At 69.0% G+C, this 16,146-nt stretch carries 16 protein-coding genes; 11 read left to right on the forward strand and 5 right to left on the reverse strand.

Features of this window, described 5'->3' with window-relative positions; translation table 11 throughout:
- Positions 1-21: 21 nt before the first annotated feature.
- On the reverse strand, positions 22-261 hold the full coding sequence (locus O7599_RS18010; RefSeq protein WP_281623177.1) for a DUF397 domain-containing protein: 240 nt from the start codon (positions 259-261) through the stop codon (positions 22-24).
- A complete protein-coding gene (locus O7599_RS18015) occupies positions 258-1,346 on the reverse strand; it encodes a helix-turn-helix transcriptional regulator (RefSeq protein ID WP_348652614.1) in 1,089 nt (362 codons plus the stop codon). Before O7599_RS18015 ends, O7599_RS18010 begins: the two co-directional genes overlap by 4 nt.
- Here O7599_RS18015 and O7599_RS18020 point away from each other — a divergent pair.
- The 6 genes from O7599_RS18020 (at position 1,333) to O7599_RS18045 (ending at position 6,239) form a co-directional block, all read left to right on the forward strand.
- Positions 1,333-1,749, forward strand: coding sequence for an ATP-binding protein (locus O7599_RS18020; RefSeq protein WP_281623178.1), 417 nt, complete (start codon positions 1,333-1,335; stop codon positions 1,747-1,749). The two genes, O7599_RS18015 and O7599_RS18020, sit on opposite strands and share 14 nt — an antisense overlap.
- A gap of 327 nt (positions 1,750-2,076) precedes the next feature.
- On the forward strand, positions 2,077-2,718 hold the full coding sequence (locus O7599_RS18025) for a hypothetical protein (protein ID WP_348652615.1): 642 nt from the start codon (positions 2,077-2,079) through the stop codon (positions 2,716-2,718).
- A gap of 473 nt (positions 2,719-3,191) precedes the next feature.
- Positions 3,192-3,752: a hypothetical protein gene (locus O7599_RS18030; RefSeq protein WP_281623180.1), complete on the forward strand. Its 561-nt coding sequence runs from the start codon at positions 3,192-3,194 to the stop codon at positions 3,750-3,752.
- 73 nt (positions 3,753-3,825) lie between these two features.
- Complete coding sequence (locus O7599_RS18035) at positions 3,826-4,140, forward strand: hypothetical protein (RefSeq protein WP_281623181.1); 315 nt, start codon at positions 3,826-3,828, stop codon at positions 4,138-4,140.
- Positions 4,137-5,531: a cell envelope integrity protein TolA gene (locus tag O7599_RS18040; RefSeq protein ID WP_281623182.1), complete on the forward strand. Its 1,395-nt coding sequence runs from the start codon at positions 4,137-4,139 to the stop codon at positions 5,529-5,531. Before O7599_RS18035 ends, O7599_RS18040 begins: the two co-directional genes overlap by 4 nt.
- A 3-nt stretch (positions 5,532-5,534) precedes the next feature.
- Positions 5,535-6,239 (forward strand): hypothetical protein, encoded by a 705-nt coding sequence (locus O7599_RS18045; protein ID WP_281623183.1) that lies wholly within the window; start codon positions 5,535-5,537, stop codon positions 6,237-6,239.
- A gap of 965 nt (positions 6,240-7,204) precedes the next feature.
- On the opposite strand, the gene O7599_RS18050 is transcribed toward O7599_RS18045, so the two are convergent.
- On the reverse strand, positions 7,205-7,768 hold the full coding sequence (locus O7599_RS18050) for a helix-turn-helix domain-containing protein (RefSeq protein ID WP_281623184.1): 564 nt from the start codon (positions 7,766-7,768) through the stop codon (positions 7,205-7,207).
- Positions 7,769-7,861: 93 nt separating this feature from the next.
- Between O7599_RS18050 and O7599_RS18055 the strand changes: the two genes are divergently transcribed.
- From O7599_RS18055 to O7599_RS18065, 3 genes are all read left to right on the forward strand, one after another.
- On the forward strand, positions 7,862-8,785 hold the full coding sequence (locus O7599_RS18055; RefSeq protein ID WP_281623185.1) for an ABC transporter ATP-binding protein: 924 nt from the start codon (positions 7,862-7,864) through the stop codon (positions 8,783-8,785).
- Positions 8,785-10,467, forward strand: coding sequence for an ABC transporter permease (locus O7599_RS18060; protein ID WP_281623186.1), 1,683 nt, complete (start codon positions 8,785-8,787; stop codon positions 10,465-10,467). Before O7599_RS18055 ends, O7599_RS18060 begins: the two co-directional genes overlap by 1 nt.
- A gap of 170 nt (positions 10,468-10,637) precedes the next feature.
- Positions 10,638-11,369, forward strand: coding sequence for a class I SAM-dependent methyltransferase (locus O7599_RS18065; protein ID WP_281623187.1), 732 nt, complete (start codon positions 10,638-10,640; stop codon positions 11,367-11,369).
- A gap of 33 nt (positions 11,370-11,402) precedes the next feature.
- Here O7599_RS18065 and O7599_RS18070 read toward each other — a convergent pair whose 3' ends face one another.
- Positions 11,403-11,933 (reverse strand): hypothetical protein, encoded by a 531-nt coding sequence (locus O7599_RS18070; protein ID WP_281623188.1) that lies wholly within the window; start codon positions 11,931-11,933, stop codon positions 11,403-11,405.
- 93 nt (positions 11,934-12,026) lie between these two features.
- The gene (locus tag O7599_RS18075) at positions 12,027-13,220 is read right to left on the reverse strand and encodes a pyridoxal phosphate-dependent aminotransferase (protein ID WP_281623189.1); all 1,194 of its coding nucleotides are present in this window, start codon (positions 13,218-13,220) and stop codon (positions 12,027-12,029) included.
- A 559-nt stretch (positions 13,221-13,779) separates the two neighbouring features.
- Between O7599_RS18075 and O7599_RS18080 the strand changes: the two genes are divergently transcribed.
- Positions 13,780-14,298, forward strand: coding sequence for a DUF2617 family protein (locus tag O7599_RS18080; RefSeq protein WP_281623190.1), 519 nt, complete (start codon positions 13,780-13,782; stop codon positions 14,296-14,298).
- 131 nt (positions 14,299-14,429) lie between these two features.
- Positions 14,430-15,998: a polyamine aminopropyltransferase gene (locus tag O7599_RS18085; RefSeq protein ID WP_281623191.1), complete on the forward strand. Its 1,569-nt coding sequence runs from the start codon at positions 14,430-14,432 to the stop codon at positions 15,996-15,998.
- Positions 15,999-16,146: the final 148 nt, after the last annotated feature.

A 16,146-nucleotide genomic window follows, 5' to 3' on the forward strand; every position in this document is an offset into this window, starting at 1 on the left:
ATCAGGGGTGGTGCGGCGGTGTCAGATGTCGAACCGGCCGTCCCGCAGGTCGGCGACGAAGGAGGCGAACGCCTCCGGCGTGAACAGCAGCGCCGGGCCGTCGGGGTCCTTGGAGTCCCGGACGGCGACGCCGTTGTGGAGGGTCCGGGTCAGGTCGGCGGCCTCGACGCAGTTGGTGCCGTTGTCGCTGTAGGAGGACTTGACCCAGACGGCAACCCCGGCGAGTACAGGTGCGGTCATGTTGGGCATGTCTTCGCTCATTCCGTGATCTCTCGTGATAGTCGGTGCAGGAACTTCGGGGTGTCCTCCGGAGGCAGCGCAGATCGTGACAGCGCCTCGAACTGCCTTGAGAACCGCCCGACTTCTCGGCGCTTGTCTGAGATGGACGATGTCCCGAATGCGGTGTCCACCTGGACCGTCGTCGGCAGGTTGTCACCGAGGAGCAGAATGCTGAAGTCGTGCACGAACAAATGGCCCTGCATGGTCTGAGGCAGCACCTGCACGGTTACGTTGTCGAGTGCCCCCAGTTTGGCGATCTCGTCGTACTGCTCTCGCATCACGTCGCTGTCGCCGACGATGTGGCGAAGTGCAGGTTCGTACATGATCGCCCACAGCCTCAGCGGATCCTCATCCCGAACCAGAGCCTCCTTCCGCCTCATTCGCACGCGCACGCTCTCATCGACGAACTCACTCGTGGTCTCATCCGTCACCTTGGCGCTCTCATGCCGCGTGCGCGCGTACGCCTCTGTCTGCAACAGCCCCAGGACAATGGTCGGGTGGTAGCCGCGGATCTCGTGGGCCGCTGCCTCGATCCCCAGAAACCGCGGCATACCCGCGCTCATGTTCGCGGCGCTCGGTGTCCACCACTCCCGGCTGGCGGCGTCCCGCTGAGTCGCGACCAGTCGATCGACTTCCTCCTCGTCGGTGACGCCGTATCGGTCGAGGAGTTTGCGCAGGTCGCCCGCGCTTCGTAGGTCTTGCAGTCCGGTCTCGACCCGTTGCAGCTTGGTGTCGCTGAACGACATCCCCTGCACGGCCTCTTCGATGCTGAGCCGAGCCGCCTTCCGCAGCTCGCGCAGTTCATGACCGAGCGCGATCCGGCGGGCTGTTGGTCTGTGGGGGGCTGCCATGTGCTTGCCTTTCTGGCGCAACTGTTCGCGCTTTACGGCGATTTGGGCAGCATGACACACCAACCACCCTCCGCACCAGCAGATGCGTCTGACATGGCATGTGCCACTTCCTACGCAACGAGTGACCCGGTGCAGATTCTCTTGCGTGTTCGATAAACCCACCGGCACGGTGATGCCAAGCCTGAGACCGGAGGCATTGGCGATGACCGCGAGCACCACAAGTCCCACCCGGCACCCGAGATTCACCCGGACGCTGCCCCGAGCCGCCGAGAGTGCGAAGGCGGCCCGGGGGCTGATCTGTGCGGCACTGGCGGCGTGGGCCATAGACGATCTCGCCGAGGACGCCGCGCTGGTCGTCTCGGAGCTGGTCGGCAACGCCGTGGAGCACACCGCCTGCCACCTGATCAAGGTCACGGTCACGCGTACCAGCCCGGAAACCGTGAGGGTGGCCGTGGTGGACAAGTCCCGTACGACGCCGGCCCGCCGGACACCGGGCGACGACGAGGTGGGCGGGCGCGGCCTCCTCGTCGTGGACGCGCTGACCACGCGCTGGGGAACCGATCCGCTGAACTTCGGCAAACGAGTCTGGGGCGACCTCACCCGGCAGCCCGCCGGGTAACCGCACGCGCATCGGCCCCGGCCTCGGGCCGACTCCGCAGCCGGGCTGGAGCCGTCAGCTGTTTCGGCCGCCCGGCTGGTCCTGCCGAGAATCCGACTGGCTTGCGACCAGCCATCAAATGAAATTCCACTTGCCTCAAGAGGCGATAGCGGGCTGGAAATCGACGGTGGTGCCCCAGCGCCCACACTCGATAGCGTCAGATCACAAGCATCTTCCCTTCACCACCCGGAGTTGACTGTGACTGGCCGCCCTCTCTCCCCCGCCACGGCGACCGTTGCCGGTACCGAGCCCACCCCCGGTTGCGGGAGACGAGCGCGATCCGGGGCAGTGCCCCGACGCAGGGCATCCACCGGTGCACTCGCCATCGCGGCGCTGCTGCTGCTCACGGCATGCGGCGGAAGCGACAACGAGGACGGCGACGACAAGATCACCGGATCGAAGCCGTCGTCCACACCCTCCGAGCCACCGACAGAGGCGGAGGCTTCAGGCCGGCCGGAGATCAAGCTGCCGGACGACGCGAAAAACGTCTTCGAGGACACCGAGACCGGGGACCCGAAGAAGGACGCGGTCCTCGCGGACAACGCGGAGCGGATCAACTCGATCGACGATGCCATCTTCCAGGGGAAGGAGGAGACCGAGGGACTCAGGTTCTACAGCAGCGGGGTAGCCCTGGCGTCCGCTGCGGAGTTCATCAGGGGATGGGTTGAGGTGGGCGACACGTGGGTGGGAGTGACCCGGTACTTCGATCGTGAAGTTACATTCCGGGATGACGGTGCCGCTGCTGTGCTCTATTGCGCAGACGAAAGCGAGGCGTTCGTAAAGGACGGTAAGACCGGCGAGGTTGACCGCTCGCCTGCTACCAAGGATGCCTACGTGTTCTATAACACAAGACTCGAGAAAAATGACAAAGGCGTCTGGCAGACTGTAAACGTGCTCTCGGAGCGGGGGGCACAGCAATGCCAGCCTTAAGGCGGCAACTCGGCGCGTTAGCCGTTGTTTCAGCAATCGCCACATTAGCACTCTTACCAAACGTGGCCCACGCCGAGAAGGGCAAACACAGCACTGAATCGTCGGTCACGGAGGAGGCCAAATCCGGAAATGGTCAGATCTCCGCAACGGCCGGTGCCGAGGTTACCTACGCGCACTCTGTTGGTAGCGGTGGAGAGGGCTCAGGTTCGCTAGCTCCGACGGGAGATTGGGCGCCTCCCGCATGCTGGTACGCGCCAAAATGGACGGCGGAGGAAGCTGCGCAGACTCGACTCGACGGCATGGTCGATATGAGTCCGCAGCACGATGCAACAAACGCGGAGTCGATGAAGGATAAGTACGTAAACGGAAAGCACGGAGCTTTCAACGTCGAGAAGAGCGACGAAGGTTACTGGTGGGGTGCGTACAAGAACCCTGCCCGAGCGAGCGATCCAGCCGCCGCAGATTGCGGCGAGATGCCGTTCTGGGTTGACACCGGTGACGATCCCCCGGCCGAGATCGAGAACACCATCACGCCCGAGATCCTGGCCCAACTCGCCTACGACGAAATCCAGATCCCCGAGGGCACCGCAACCCTCCAGCCCGCCGACGACAAGCAAGTCGTGAACCTGCCCACCTGGGTCTCGCTGGACGAAGCGACGTTCCACCCGGTGTCGGCGACCGCCTCCGTCGACGTGCTGGGCATCTCCGCCACCACCACCGCCCGGCCCACCGGCGTACACATCGATCCTGGCACTGACGACGCGATCACCTACCCGGAGTCAGGCGAGTGTCCCCTCGGCGACGACGGCGGCATCGGCCAGAAGCGTCCCGCCGGGGCCGAGGGTCCGCCCCCGTGCGGTGTGGAGTACCTGCGCTCCTCCGAGGCCACCGGTCCGTACCCCTTCCGGGCCACCGTCACCTGGGGGGTCAGTTGGACCGGGACCAACCACCCCGACCCCACCGAACTCCCCTCAGGGACGTTCGGCACGCCGCAGGACGTCACCGTCAACGAGATCCAGTCCGTCGTCCGCTGACCGCGGCACGGGCACCGGTCCTGACCAGCCCGCACAAACCACAGCGGCTGGACCAGGCCGCGGGAGGAAAACCATGGGTGACTTATACGTCGACGGCGAGATGCTCGATCGCACCCGGCACGACCTCATGCACATCGTGAAGGTGCTGAAGAAGCCCGGCGAGGAGATGGAGCAGCTCGACGGCTCGGACATGGGGGTGGAGAAGCTCGCCTCGCGGATGGACGACTTCGGTGACGAGTGGTCCTACGGCATCAAGCAGCTCACCAAGTTCTCCGACCGAGCGGCCGACGCACTGCTGGAGATCAAAAAGTCCTTCGCCGGCCTGGACGAAGACCTCGCCCAGGCGCTGCGCGAAGGCGGCAAGTCCGGGGGGTCGAAGTCCGCATGACGTCGTGGCACCAGCTCGGCCCCGGACACACGGAAGAGGCCAGGGCCCGCTTTCCCGCGATCGGGTTCGACCCGTGCCCCGGCGACCAGCGTGCCGCCGAACACGTCGCGGGCGTCGTCCGTCGCGCGGCCCGCTCGCTGGACGAGATATCGCAGGTGCTCAACGGCCGCGGCGACGGCGAGTGGCGGGGCAAGGCCGCGGAGGAGTTCCGCCGCCAGTTCAACGACGACTTCAGACCGAAGATCGACAAAGCCCGCGACTCGTTCGCCCGGTCGGCCGCCGCGCTGGAGGAATGGGCCGCGTACATGCCGCCCCAGCAGTTGCAGGCCCGCGCACTCGAAGACGAGGCGGGCGCGGCGAAGTCCCGGGCTGAGAACGCGAAGACCCACCTGGCGGGACTGCCTCCCGAACCCGAGTGGCACGACGTCCCCACGAACGACCGCGAGGAGCGCGAGGCCAAGCAGGACGCGAAGGATCGCTCCCGGGCGGAGACTGCCGTCAGCAACGCGGAGAGCGCCCTCGAACAGATCCGGGAACGCGCCGCAAGGCTGGCCGACCGCTACCGGTCACAGGGCGAGGACATCGCCGAACGCCTGAAACGAGCCATGGACATCGCCCCGAACGAACCGGGCCTCTTCGACAAGATCGGGGAAGCAATAGGCGCGGCGGTCGGCTCGCTGACCGAGCTGGTGGACGGCGTCCTTGAAGATATCACCGCGATGCTGGAAGAACTCGCGCCATTGCTCTCGTTCATCTCCACACTCGCCGGAATCACAGGCACGCTTCTCGGTTTGCTCTCGCTGATCCCTGGGCTGCAGTTCCTCGCCGCACCTGCTCTCATACTCGGAGGTGTTGCGCTGCTGACTTCATACCTGGCCGCGGTAGGGACTACGGGCAGCTTCCTCCAGGCCCTCAAAGATCCCACCGTGATCATCAACGCTGTCACACTTGCGCTGGGCCTCGGGGCATTCGGTGCCGGCCTGAAATTGATGAGAGTTGCCGGCGTTTCCAAGTCATATTCACAACTCATCGCGAACGCATCGAGAATCAAGCCTGGATTGCCTTCCTACCCGAGCTATTTCAGGCTTGTGCTTGCAGGAGGTAGAACCAGGTCCCTCACCGAGTTTGGCTGGCAGATGACACGCTTCACCACCACATGGCAAAGCAACGCCATGGGGCTCTTCCCAGGGGGGACATTCGAGGCGTTCACGGACACCAGGGATTGGCTTCTCTATGGCGGAGACCGTCCGACTCAATTTTTCCCCGACAAGGATGTGAGGCGGTCTGCAGATGCACTGCAAGAAGGCGTGGGGACGGCCATGGAAGAGGCGACGGAGGTGAGTAACCCACTAGTGCAGCCTCTGCGGAGACCGCCTATTGGAATGGAGTGAACGATGCGGGATTATGCCCACTACGGCGAACAAGTTGACGGGTCAGGTCGAGTCGCTCTTTATGTACCGCAGGATTGGTTCGACCTCCTCGCAGATGGGGGAGATCCTGAGACCGTTGAGCGTCGCTTCCGAGAACTGATCGACAGCAGCTACCCGCACGAGAACAGCCAGGTGCGAAGAGATTTCATCGAAGCGCTGCTGTACTGGCGCACATCGATGCTTCACCGAGGAATGATCTCGCAGGGCATCATAACTGTTCCTGAAGATGTTGAGAATGGACCCGCCACGTGGCAGATCAGCACTGGTGTTGTTGAAGTGCCCCCAACTTCTGCGGACATAAACCTCACCGCGCTGATGGAACGGCAATTGGGCAGTCGGCTGCACGATCGGGAGGTCTTTCTGGAATCTTTCCCAACTGAGATGGGGCTGGGATTCGGTGTCATCTCACAGCCCGAGTTCTCGCGCAACGGGCGATTTGATGCATTCCCACCGCTGCGAGATCCCTCCACCCTCGCAACCCATAAGTCCGAGCAAGTGCGTATCGGCCTAGCAGTCGTTTTGGCGACGCCGCCGGAGGGTGGCCTCGGTCTCCTCGTGATGGGATACTTTCTCGACCCAGAGCAGGTACTTCCGCTGGCAGCGGTCGTCGCGACCATCGGGGGAAATTCGTACTTCGTGGAGGGACTCGATCCCGACGAGAAGATGTGAGGCAGACCGTGTCTTCAGATGCCTACACTCCAGAGCGTAGTTGGCCCTACCGGATCGATCAGTTCGAGCAGACGGCTTCCAAGGGCCGTGTATTGTTGACTGCCGTCGCACTCGGCCTGCTCATATGCGGCCTGTTCGCGCTACTCGTCTTCGGTGGAATCACTACGGAAGACTGGCTTGCATACGCGGTCGGCGGCCCTCTGCTTGCGCTTCTGTGTTTCGGCGTGTGGCGTCTCAATCATTTTGTTCGTAACGGCCTCCTTGTCTTACTTCTGGTCCTCCCTGCCCTGGCCCTTCTATTGCTCTTCACCGGGGCGAGCGAGGCCCTCGTGCTGCACCAAAGGGGGTACAGGACACACGCCATCGTGACCGAGGTGGAGAAGCACGCCCGGAATTTTCCCACCTGCAGGCTTGAGGAACCCGACGGAGATCCCGTCCTCGGCTCCATTCGCTGCGGTGATCTCAGGGTGGGTGACCAGGTAACCGTAACCGCCGACCCTCTTGGGCGGATCACCCCTAAGCAAGGCTTCCTGCGGTGGGCGGTGGTCACCGTGGGCTTCGCCGTCTGCGCTTGCCTCATCATGCTCTCCACCGTGCTCGGTGCCGCGATGGGCATCCGCAAGCGCGGGACCGTTCGCCGGTGGTGGCCTCCTGCCGCGCCTCCGCGCAACTATGGGCAGCCCTCGTCCCCGTTTCCGCCGCCTCCGCCTCCTCCACCGCCCGTCTGGCCGCCGCGAGGGCCGGAAGGGTAGTGCGTGCCGGGCTCGGTCCGGTCGCCGTTGTGAGTGGGTTCAATCCGCCCGGCCGTCGTGCAGTTTCGGCCCGTCGAGGTGGCTACCGGGGTATTGCCGGCCGCGACGCTGTTCGGGCGGCGCTGCCTTCGAGGGCCGGCGTGCGGGAGGACGCCGGGGCCGCTCCCGGCTCGCCTGTCGACCGGTGTCCCCGCGGGTGACCGGCCGGACCCGTCACTCCCCCGCCGCTCTTGCCTCGTCGCGGCGTTTGACGTAGTCCCACCAGCGCTGTTCCAGGCGGCCGTTCTCCTCCCGGAGGAACGCGAAGAACTCCGTCGTCTCCTCGATCCGCCGGCCCGCCGGGGTTTCCGGGCCCAGGATGCCGACGCCCGTGTCCAGGGTCTGTTCGAAGCGCCTGATCATGTGCTCCCGCTGGGCGAAGATCTGGTACCAGCGGTCGCTCTCCATCCGGTACCGCTCGCGCCGCGAGCCCGGTTCGCGTTCGCGGGTGATGAGGCCGACCGCCGCGAGGTAGCGCACCGCGCCCGAGACCGCCGCCGGGCTCACGTGCAGGCGCTCGCCCACCTCCGCGGCGGTGAGGGCGCCCGAGTCGTCCGCCAGGAGGCACGCGAAGACCCGCGAGGCCATGCGCTGCATGCCCATCTCGGTGAGCTCGCCGGCCACTCGTTCCACGTATCTCAGCACGGCCGACTCGTCGCGGGACGCGCGATCCGTGCGCTCCGCACCGTCGCCGCGCTCTGCGCGCCCACCGCGCTCGTCACGCTGCTGATCTGCCACGTTTCTACGTTCTCCCGGTCCGGCACCGTCATGGTCGACCCTAACGGTTTCTTAACTTCACAAATTTGTGAATGTTCGTGTAGCTTACACGGTATGACCAAGGCAATCACCGTCTCCGGCCTGACCAAGACATTCGGCCGGACCCGTGCGCTCGACGGCCTCGACCTCGACGTGACGACGGGCGAGGTGCACGGCTTCCTCGGCCCCAACGGCGCCGGCAAGTCCACCACCATCCGCGTGCTGCTCGGCCTGCTGCGCGCCGACACGGGCACCGCCCAGGTGCTCGGCGGCGACCCCTGGGCCGACGCCGTCACGCTGCACCGCAGACTCGCGTACGTACCGGGGGACGTCGAGCTGTGGCCCAACCTCACCGGCGGTGAGGCCATCGACCTGCTCGCACGGCTCCGCGGCGGCATCGACAAGAAGCGCCGCGACGACCTCATCGAGCGCTTCGACCTCGACCCGACCAAGAAGGGCCGGAGCTACTCCAAGGGCAACCGGCAGAAGGTGGCCATCGTCGCCGCCCTCGCCTCCGACGCCGAGCTTCTCCTGCTCGACGAGCCCACCGCGGGCCTCGACCCGCTCATGGAGGTCATCTTCCAGGACGTCATCATCCAGGCGAAGGCCGAGGGCAAGACCGTCCTGCTGTCCAGCCACATCCTCGCGCAGGTGGAGAAGCTCGCGGACCGGGTGAGCATCATCCGGCTGGGGAAGATCGTGCAGTCCGGCACGCTCAGCGAGATGCGCCATCTGACGCGTACGACCATCGAGGCCGAGACCGAGCGGCCCGCCACCGGCATCGAGGAGCTGCCGGGCATCCACCAGCTCCGTACCGACGACAGCCGGGTCCACTTCGCCGTCGACGGGGAGCACCTGGACGCCGCCGTGCGGCGACTCGGCGAGTTCGGCATCCGCAGCCTGGTCAGCCACCCGCCCACCCTGGAGGAGCTGATGCTCCGCCACTACGGCGACGAGCTGGAGCACAACGGCCACCACTCGGAGGCGGGAGCGGCCTGATGTCTGCCACCCCCTCCGCCGCGAGCGCCACCAGCGCCGCGCAGACCCGATCCCCCGCACCCCCGCGCGCCGCCGAGGGCACCGGGGCGCTGGCCGGCGCCGGGACGCTGTTCCGGTTCGCGCTGCGCCGGGACCGCGTCCGGCTGCCCGTCTGGGTGCTCGCGCTGTTCCTCGGGACCGTCTCCAGCGTCAGCAGCTTCGACACGTCGTACGACACGGCCGAGAAGCGCGCCGACATCGCCAAGACCATGGACAGCCCGGCCGGCCTGGCCATGACCGGCCCCGAGCGCTACCTCGACGACTACAACATCGGCTCCATGACCGGCCACCAGATGCTCGGCTTCACGGCCGTGCTCGTCGGCATCATGAGCGTGCTCATCATCTCCCGGCACACCAGGACCGAGGAGGAGACCAACCGCGCCGAGCTCGTACGCTCCGCCGTCGTCGGCCGGCACGCCTACCTCGCCGCCGCGCTCGGCGTCGCCGTCGTCGCCAACGTGGCGCTCGGGCTGCTGCTGGCCGGCGGCATGGCCGGCATGGGCATCGACGGCGTCGACGGCACGGGCTCCCTGCTCTACGGCCTCGCGCACACGGCGATCGGCCTCCTCTTCGCCGCCGTCGCAGCGATCACCGTGCAGGTCACGGCGTACGCGCGCGGGGCGTCCGGCATGGCCATGGCCGTCATCGGCGCGGCGTACGCGCTGCGCGCCGCCGGCGACGTGGGCAGCGACTGGGTGTCGTGGCTCTCGCCGATCGGCTGGGTCCAGCGCACGTACGTCTACGTCGACAACCGCTGGTGGCCGCTGCTGCTCGTGCTCGTCGCGGCCGGGGTCTGCGCGGCGGCCGGCTTCGTGCTCAGCACCCGCCGCGACGTCGGCGCGGGCCTGAAGGCCACCCGCCTCGGCAGCCCGGTCGGCTCCGAAACCCTCACCAGCCCGCTGGGCTTCGCGCTGCGGCTGCACCGCGGGCTGCTGTTCGGCTTCGGCGCAGGCGCGCTGCTGCTCGGCGTGATGTACGGGTCGATCCTCGGCGACGCCGAGGAGATGATCGACGGCATCGACGAACTGGAGGAGCAGCTCGCCGAGATCGGCGGCGCCAACGTGGCCGAGTCGTTCGCCTCGGTGGTCATGATCGTCATCGCCGTCGTCTGCTCGATCTACGTCGTGATGGCCGCCCTGCGCCCGCGCGCGGAGGAGTCCGCGGGCCGCGCGGAGCCGCTGCTCGCCACCGCGCTGTCGCGCGACCGGTGGGTGCTCAGCCACGCGCTCGTCGGCGCGGCCGGCGGCACTCTGCTGATGCTGCTCGCGGGCATCGGCTTCGGCGCCTCGGGGGCCGCCTCCACGGGCGACGGCGGGCTGTTCCTGGGGCTCGTCGGCGCCGCCCTGGCGTACGCGCCCGCGCTGTGGGTCGCCATCGGCCTGGCGGTCGCGCTCTTCGGCTGGGCGCCGCGCGCGGTGGCGGCGGCCTGGGTGGTGCCGGTGTACGGGTTCGTCGTCGGCTACCTCGGCGAGATCCTCAAGTTCCCGGACGTGCTGAACGACCTGTCCCCCTTCGGGCACGTACCGCAGCTCCCGGCGAAAGACATGTCGTGGCCGCCGCTGCTGGTGCTCACGGCGATAGCCGTGGGGCTGGTGTGGGTGGGCCTGCTGGGCTTCCGCCGGCGGGATCTGGAGACGAAGTAGCCGTCCACGCTCCGGGGGCGGGCGTCCTGCCGGCAGGCGGGGCGCCCGCCCCCGGCGCGTGCGGTGCCGGGCCCACGCGCCCGGGCCCGTACGGCCCGTGCCCGTACGGACCGCGCCCCCGCCGAAATTCGCTCGCGCCGCCCCGTCCCGCGCTGCTTGACTCCCCCACCGTGACCGTATTCAACGACCCCGCGTTCTTCGACCGTTACGCCCACGAGTACGACCACGCCGACCTCTACGAGCCCACCCCCACCGTCGACTTCCTCGCCGGCCTGGTCCCGGCCGGCGCGCGCACCCTCGAACTCGCCGTCGGCACCGGCCGCGTGGCGCTGCCGCTGGCCGCCCGCGGTGTCGCCGTCGAAGGCATCGACGGCTCCCCGGCCATGGTCGAGCACCTGCGTGCGAAGCCCGGCGGCGCCGACATCCCCGTGACCCTCGGCGACATGGCCGACGTGCCGGTGGACGGCCCGTTCCACATGGCCTACCTGGTCTTCAACACCCTGTTCAACCTCCCCGACCAGGACCGGCAGGTCGACTGCTTCCGCAACGTCGCCGCGGTCCTGGAGCCCGGCGGCCTCTTCGTCATCGAGTGCTTCGTCCAGGACCTCACGGAGTTCGACCGCAACCAGCGGGTCGCCACCCGCGCGCTGACCGTGGACGCGGTGAACATGGAGTTCCTGCTCCACGACCCCGTCGCGCAGGCGGTCACGTACCAGCGCGTAACGTTCGACGCGAACGGGACCTCGCTGCGTCCGCTGCGGCTGCGCTACTGCTGGCCGAGCGAGCTGGACCTGATGGCACGGCTCGCGGGGATGCGGCTACGGGAACGCTTCGCCGGATGGGACCGCCGCCCCTTCGACGCGACCAGCCGCTCACACGTCTCGGTCTACGAGAAGGTGTGATCACCCCCTCCGCGCAGGCCGGCGGGCGGGGGGTCATTCTTCGAAGTCCTGATAGCCGTATGCGGCGGTCTCCTCGAAATGGCCGGGCAGCGGGTGCAGCGCGACCACGTCTCCGTCACGGACGACCTCCCCGCCCAGAGCCGGCACCTCGATCCGGTCCCAGTGGACGGCGACCTTGCACGCGTCTCCGAGGTCCCCTGCGAACATGCGGTGGGACAGGGTCGTCGTCTCGTCCTCTGCCTCCTCATCCGCCTCGAAGTCGTACCCGACCGGCTCCCCGGGACCGGTGAACGTGATGTCCGGGTAACCCGCGATCGAGATCGTGAGAAACGGATGCAAGTCGATCGAGTCGGTCTTCTTCCCCTCCTGGTAGACATCCAGAGTCAGGCGGGCGCCATACCAGCAGAGCAGGTACAGGTTGATGTCCTCGGCGAGCTCCGCGGCGAGATCGCGCCGCACCTCCTCAAGGCTGCCCCGCACGTAGTGGGCGTCCTTCCTGGCTCCCCCGGGATCCACACCGAAGGCCAGGTCGTAGAAGCTACGCACCAGTCGATCATCAGTCATGTGCGGACCCTAACCGCCGGCACTGACAGCCCGGTTGCCCGCCGATCCACGCATCGGACAGTCGAGCGCGCCCGGAGCTGACGAACACCTGCCTTACGCCGGCCGGCCCTCCTTCAGCCGCCGCACCGCCTCCGCCAGCACCTCGTCCTTCTTGCAGAAGGCGAACCGCACGATGCTGCGCCCGGCCTCCGGGTCGTCGTAGAACACCTGCGTCGGCACCGCGACGACACCGCACCGCTCGGGCAGGGACAGGCAGTACGCGACGCCGTCCTTCTCGCCGAGGGGGGTGATGTCGGCGGTGATGAAGTACGTGCCGGAGGGGCGGAAGACGCGCAGGCCCGCCTCCGTCAGCCCGGCGGCGAGCAGGTCGCGCTTGCGCAGCAGGTCGGCGCGGAGGCCCGCGAGGTAGGAGTCCGGCAGCGCCAGGGCCTCGGCGACGGCGTACTGGAAGGGGCCGGAGCTGACGTACGTCAGGTACTGCTTGGCGGTGCGCACGGCGGCGACCAGCGGCGCGGGGGCGGTCACCCAGCCGACCTTCCAGCCGGTGAAGGAGTAGCTCTTGCCGGCGGACGAGATCGACACCGTGCGCTCGCGCATGCCGGGGAGGGAGGCGAGCGGGATGTGCGCGCCGTCGAAGACGAGGTGTTCGTAGACCTCGTCGGTGACGACGAGGAGGTCGCGCTCGCGGGCGAGGGCGGCGACGGCTTCCAGCTCGGTGCGGTCCAGGACGGTACCGGTGGGGTTGTGGGGGGAGTTGAGGAGGATGAGGCGGGTGGCGGGGGTGACGGCCGCGCGCAGCTCGTCGAGGTCGAGACGGTACGCGGCGGGCTCGGCGGGCGCGGCGCCCGTGTCGGGGCGCAGGGTGACCGGGACGCGGCGGGCGCCGGCCATGGCGATGCACGCGGCGTACGAGTCGTAGTACGGCTCCAGGGCGATCACCTCGTCGCCCGGCTCCAGCAGCGCGAGCAGCGCCGCCGCGACGGCCTCGGTGGCCCCGGCGGTGACGAGCACCTCCGACTCGGGGTCCCACTCCAGCCCGTACCACCGCCGCTGATGCGCGGCGACGGCCCGGCGCAGCTCGGGGATCCCGGGCCCGGGCGGGTACTGGTTGCCGCGGCCCTCCCGCACGGCCCGTACGGCGGCCTCGGCGACCTCCGCGGGGCCGTCGGTGTCGGGGAAGCCCTGGCCCAGGTTGATCGCCCCGGTGCGCACGGCGAGGGCGGACATCTCGGCGAAGATCGTGGTCACGAAGGGGGTCAGGCGGCTGCTGAGCGGTGGGCGTCCCATGGGGACATGCTTGCACGGCGGAGGGTTGAGGTGGCCGTGCGCCGGGCACATCCGGGGGTACAGCGGACCTCCGCGGGGGCGGGGGAGATTAGGAGGGTCCGATGGATTTCCTCATCTTTGGCGTGGTCGCGATCGGTTTGGTCACCTTTCTGTCCGCCGCCGTCTCAGGAGGCAGCACCCACCGCGGCGCGTCCGGCGCGCGGCGCAGGGGCCGCGCGGGCGGTTCCACCGGCGGGACGGACGCGGGCGGTTGGGGCGGAGACACGGGCGGCAGCGGTGGCGGGGACAGCGGCGGGGGTGGCGGCGGTGACGGAGGCGGCGGCGGGTGCTAGTTGTCAGAAAGTGAACAACTGACCAGTCGCGCGCCCGCGCGATGGAAACCCGGTGAAGAAGGGTAAAAACGCTGTCGGCGGGCCGCACTTCGTGATTCCGTATTTCCCGGGCGCATTTCCTTCTGCCGGAGCGTGCCCGCACGCTTCTCGGCCTGCGCCCGTACCCGTGGTCCCGCCATCAGGGCGGGCGGCCCGACGTCTTTCCACCCTGCCTGCGGAGCCGACCCATGCTCACCACTCTCAAGACCTCGTACACGGATACTCGGGCCCAAGACCTGGCATGGCGGCTCGGGATGGACCCCATGCCGGCCCTCGCGGTGCTCGACCTGCGCCTCGGCTCCGCCGACGTGCAGCTCAGACTGCTCGGGGCCTCGCATCAAGTGCTGCTCAGAGACGGCGACTCGGCCTGTTCCGAGACCGTCGCCTGCCTGGCCGGCAGCAGCACCCCGCTCCCCCTCGGCGTGGCCAAGCAGGTCGCGGGGTGGGAGTACGAGTTCGCCGCCCGGGTCGAGACGCTGGCCCGGGGGGCGTTCGAGTCCCGGGCGCAGGAGCTGCTGGCGCTGGTCGCCGACCATCCGCGCGGCCTCGCCGGCACGTTCCCGGGCAGCCCGCACGCGTTCACCGCGCTGCTGGTGCACCGCCAGGGCGACATCGTCTGCTGGCGCACGTGGCACGCGTATCCGCAGGAAGGACGCCTGGTGGCGACGCGGACGACGATGGCCACGCGGGTCGCGGAGCCGGCCTAGGACGGTCGTCGGACGCCGCCGGTGTTGCCGTGCAGTGTTGCCGTGGACACGGTCAATTCACCCGTGTCCGGGACATATTGCACACGTGTGGGTGACAAGGGGCGGCACCGGCGCAAACGTATCGTTCCTCCGTGATCGAACCGTACGAGCAGACGACGCGCGCCCCCGGCCGCGCCCCCGCGCCGCCGGGCACGCCGCCGCCCGCCCTCCCGGTGCCGCCGGCCACCGGGCGGTTTCTCGTGCTCGCCGCGGTCTTCGTCTGCGCCGCCTGCGGGTTGGTGTACGAGCTGGAGCTGGTCGCCCTCGGGTCGTACCTGATCGGCGACTCGGTCACCCAGGCCTCGGTCGTGCTCTCCGTCATGGTCTTCGCGATGGGCGTCGGATCGCTGCTGGCCAAGCGGCTGCGGATCCGTGCCGCCGTCGCCTTCGGCGCGGTCGAGGCGGTGCTCGCGCTGCTCGGCGGGCTCTCGGCGATCGCGCTGCACGCGTGCTTCGCGTGGTTCGGGCAGCCGCGGTTCGTGCTCGTGGCGTACGCGCTGGCGATCGGCGTGCTGATCGGCGCGGAGGTGCCGCTGCTGATGACGCTGATCCAGCGCGTCCGGCGGCAGGACCCGGGCGGCGCGGTGGCCGACCTCTTCGCCGCGGACTACGTGGGGGCGCTGGCCGGCGGGCTGGCGTTCCCGTTCGTGCTGCTGCCGTGGCTCGGGCAGCTCTCCAGCGCGCTCATCACGGGGGCGGTCAACGCCACGGCGGGGAGTGCGCTCGTGCTGTACCTCTTCCGGCACGACCTGAGCCGGCGCGCGCGCTGGGCGCTGTTCGCGGCGAACGCGACCGTCCTCGCACTGCTCGCGCTCACCGCGCTCCTGTCCGCCCCCTTCGAACGCGCGGCCAGAAACGCGGTCTACGGCTCGGACGTGCGCGTCGCGGAGCGGACCGACGTCCAGGAGATCGTGCTCACGGCGGACGAGAACGGCTCCGTGGCGCTCTACCTCGACGGGCAGTTGCGCGTCGACTCCGCGGACGAGCGCCGCTACCACGAGGCGCTGACGCAGCCGGCGCTGGCCGCGCCGGACTCGCGGCGGCGGGTCCTCGTCCTCGGCGGCGGCGACGGGCTGGCGGCCCGCGAGGCGCTGCGGCACGCCGACGTCGCGGAGGTGACGGTCGTCGAGCTGGACGAGGAGCTGAGCCGGCTGGCGGCCGAGGACCCGCGCCTGACCCGGCTCAACGAGCACGCGTACGGGGACCCGCGGCTGCGGGTGGTGCAGGCGGAGGCGTTCGACTGGCTGCGGCGGTCGGCGCCGCGGGGGCGGTACGACGTGATCGTGTCGGACCTGCCGGGGCCGGAGAACACGGGGAGCACGAAGCTCTACTCGCAGGAGTTCTACGGGCTGGCGGGGCGGGCGCTGGCGGACGGGGGACGGCTGGTGGTGCACGCGGCCACGTGGGCGGGGTCGGGCACGGCCGGGGGGTCCGGGGACGCGGCGCACAGCCTGTGGACGGTGGCGTCGACCGTACGGGCCGCGGGGCTGGCCCCGTCGGCGTACGAGGCGGGGGACGGCGACGACCGCTGGGGCTTCGTGCTCGCCGCCCGCCGGCCCCTCGCCCCGACGCTGCCCCCGGGCGCCGGCGTGCTGGCGGCGCCGCCGGAGGCGGCGGACCTGGCGCCGTCGACGCTGCTGCACCCGAGGTATACGGGGTGAGCGCGGGCCGGGTGCGGTGCGGGAGGCGGTCCCTCGCGCGTACTTTCTGCTGGTCGGGGCCGGTGCGAAGGGTTTCGGGGGCGGTGGAGTGACCTCTTCCGCCACCCGCCGCAGAACCCTGTGCCGCGCAGTTCCCCGTGGGTAGGCT

The organism is Streptomyces sp. WMMC500 (assembly GCF_027497195.1).
Classification (GTDB): domain Bacteria; phylum Actinomycetota; class Actinomycetes; order Streptomycetales; family Streptomycetaceae; genus Streptomyces.

Excerpts from the sequence above, each read along its gene's own strand:
- O7599_RS18010 (WP_281623177.1), bottom strand. The coding sequence starts at position 261 with ATGAGCGAAGACATGCCCAACATGACCGCACCTGTACTCGCCGGGGTT.
- O7599_RS18020 (WP_281623178.1), top strand. The coding sequence starts at position 1,333 with ATGACCGCGAGCACCACAAGTCCCACCCGGCACCCGAGATTCACCCGG.
- O7599_RS18030 (WP_281623180.1), top strand. The coding sequence starts at position 3,192 with ATGCCGTTCTGGGTTGACACCGGTGACGATCCCCCGGCCGAGATCGAG.
- O7599_RS18035 (WP_281623181.1), top strand. The coding sequence starts at position 3,826 with ATGGGTGACTTATACGTCGACGGCGAGATGCTCGATCGCACCCGGCAC.
- O7599_RS18040 (WP_281623182.1), top strand. The coding sequence starts at position 4,137 with ATGACGTCGTGGCACCAGCTCGGCCCCGGACACACGGAAGAGGCCAGG.
- O7599_RS18045 (WP_281623183.1), top strand. The coding sequence starts at position 5,535 with ATGCGGGATTATGCCCACTACGGCGAACAAGTTGACGGGTCAGGTCGA.
- O7599_RS18055 (WP_281623185.1), top strand. The coding sequence starts at position 7,862 with ATGACCAAGGCAATCACCGTCTCCGGCCTGACCAAGACATTCGGCCGG.
- O7599_RS18060 (WP_281623186.1), top strand. The coding sequence starts at position 8,785 with ATGTCTGCCACCCCCTCCGCCGCGAGCGCCACCAGCGCCGCGCAGACC.
- O7599_RS18070 (WP_281623188.1), bottom strand. The coding sequence starts at position 11,933 with ATGACTGATGATCGACTGGTGCGTAGCTTCTACGACCTGGCCTTCGGT.
- O7599_RS18075 (WP_281623189.1), bottom strand. The coding sequence starts at position 13,220 with ATGGGACGCCCACCGCTCAGCAGCCGCCTGACCCCCTTCGTGACCACG.
- O7599_RS18080 (WP_281623190.1), top strand. The coding sequence starts at position 13,780 with ATGCTCACCACTCTCAAGACCTCGTACACGGATACTCGGGCCCAAGAC.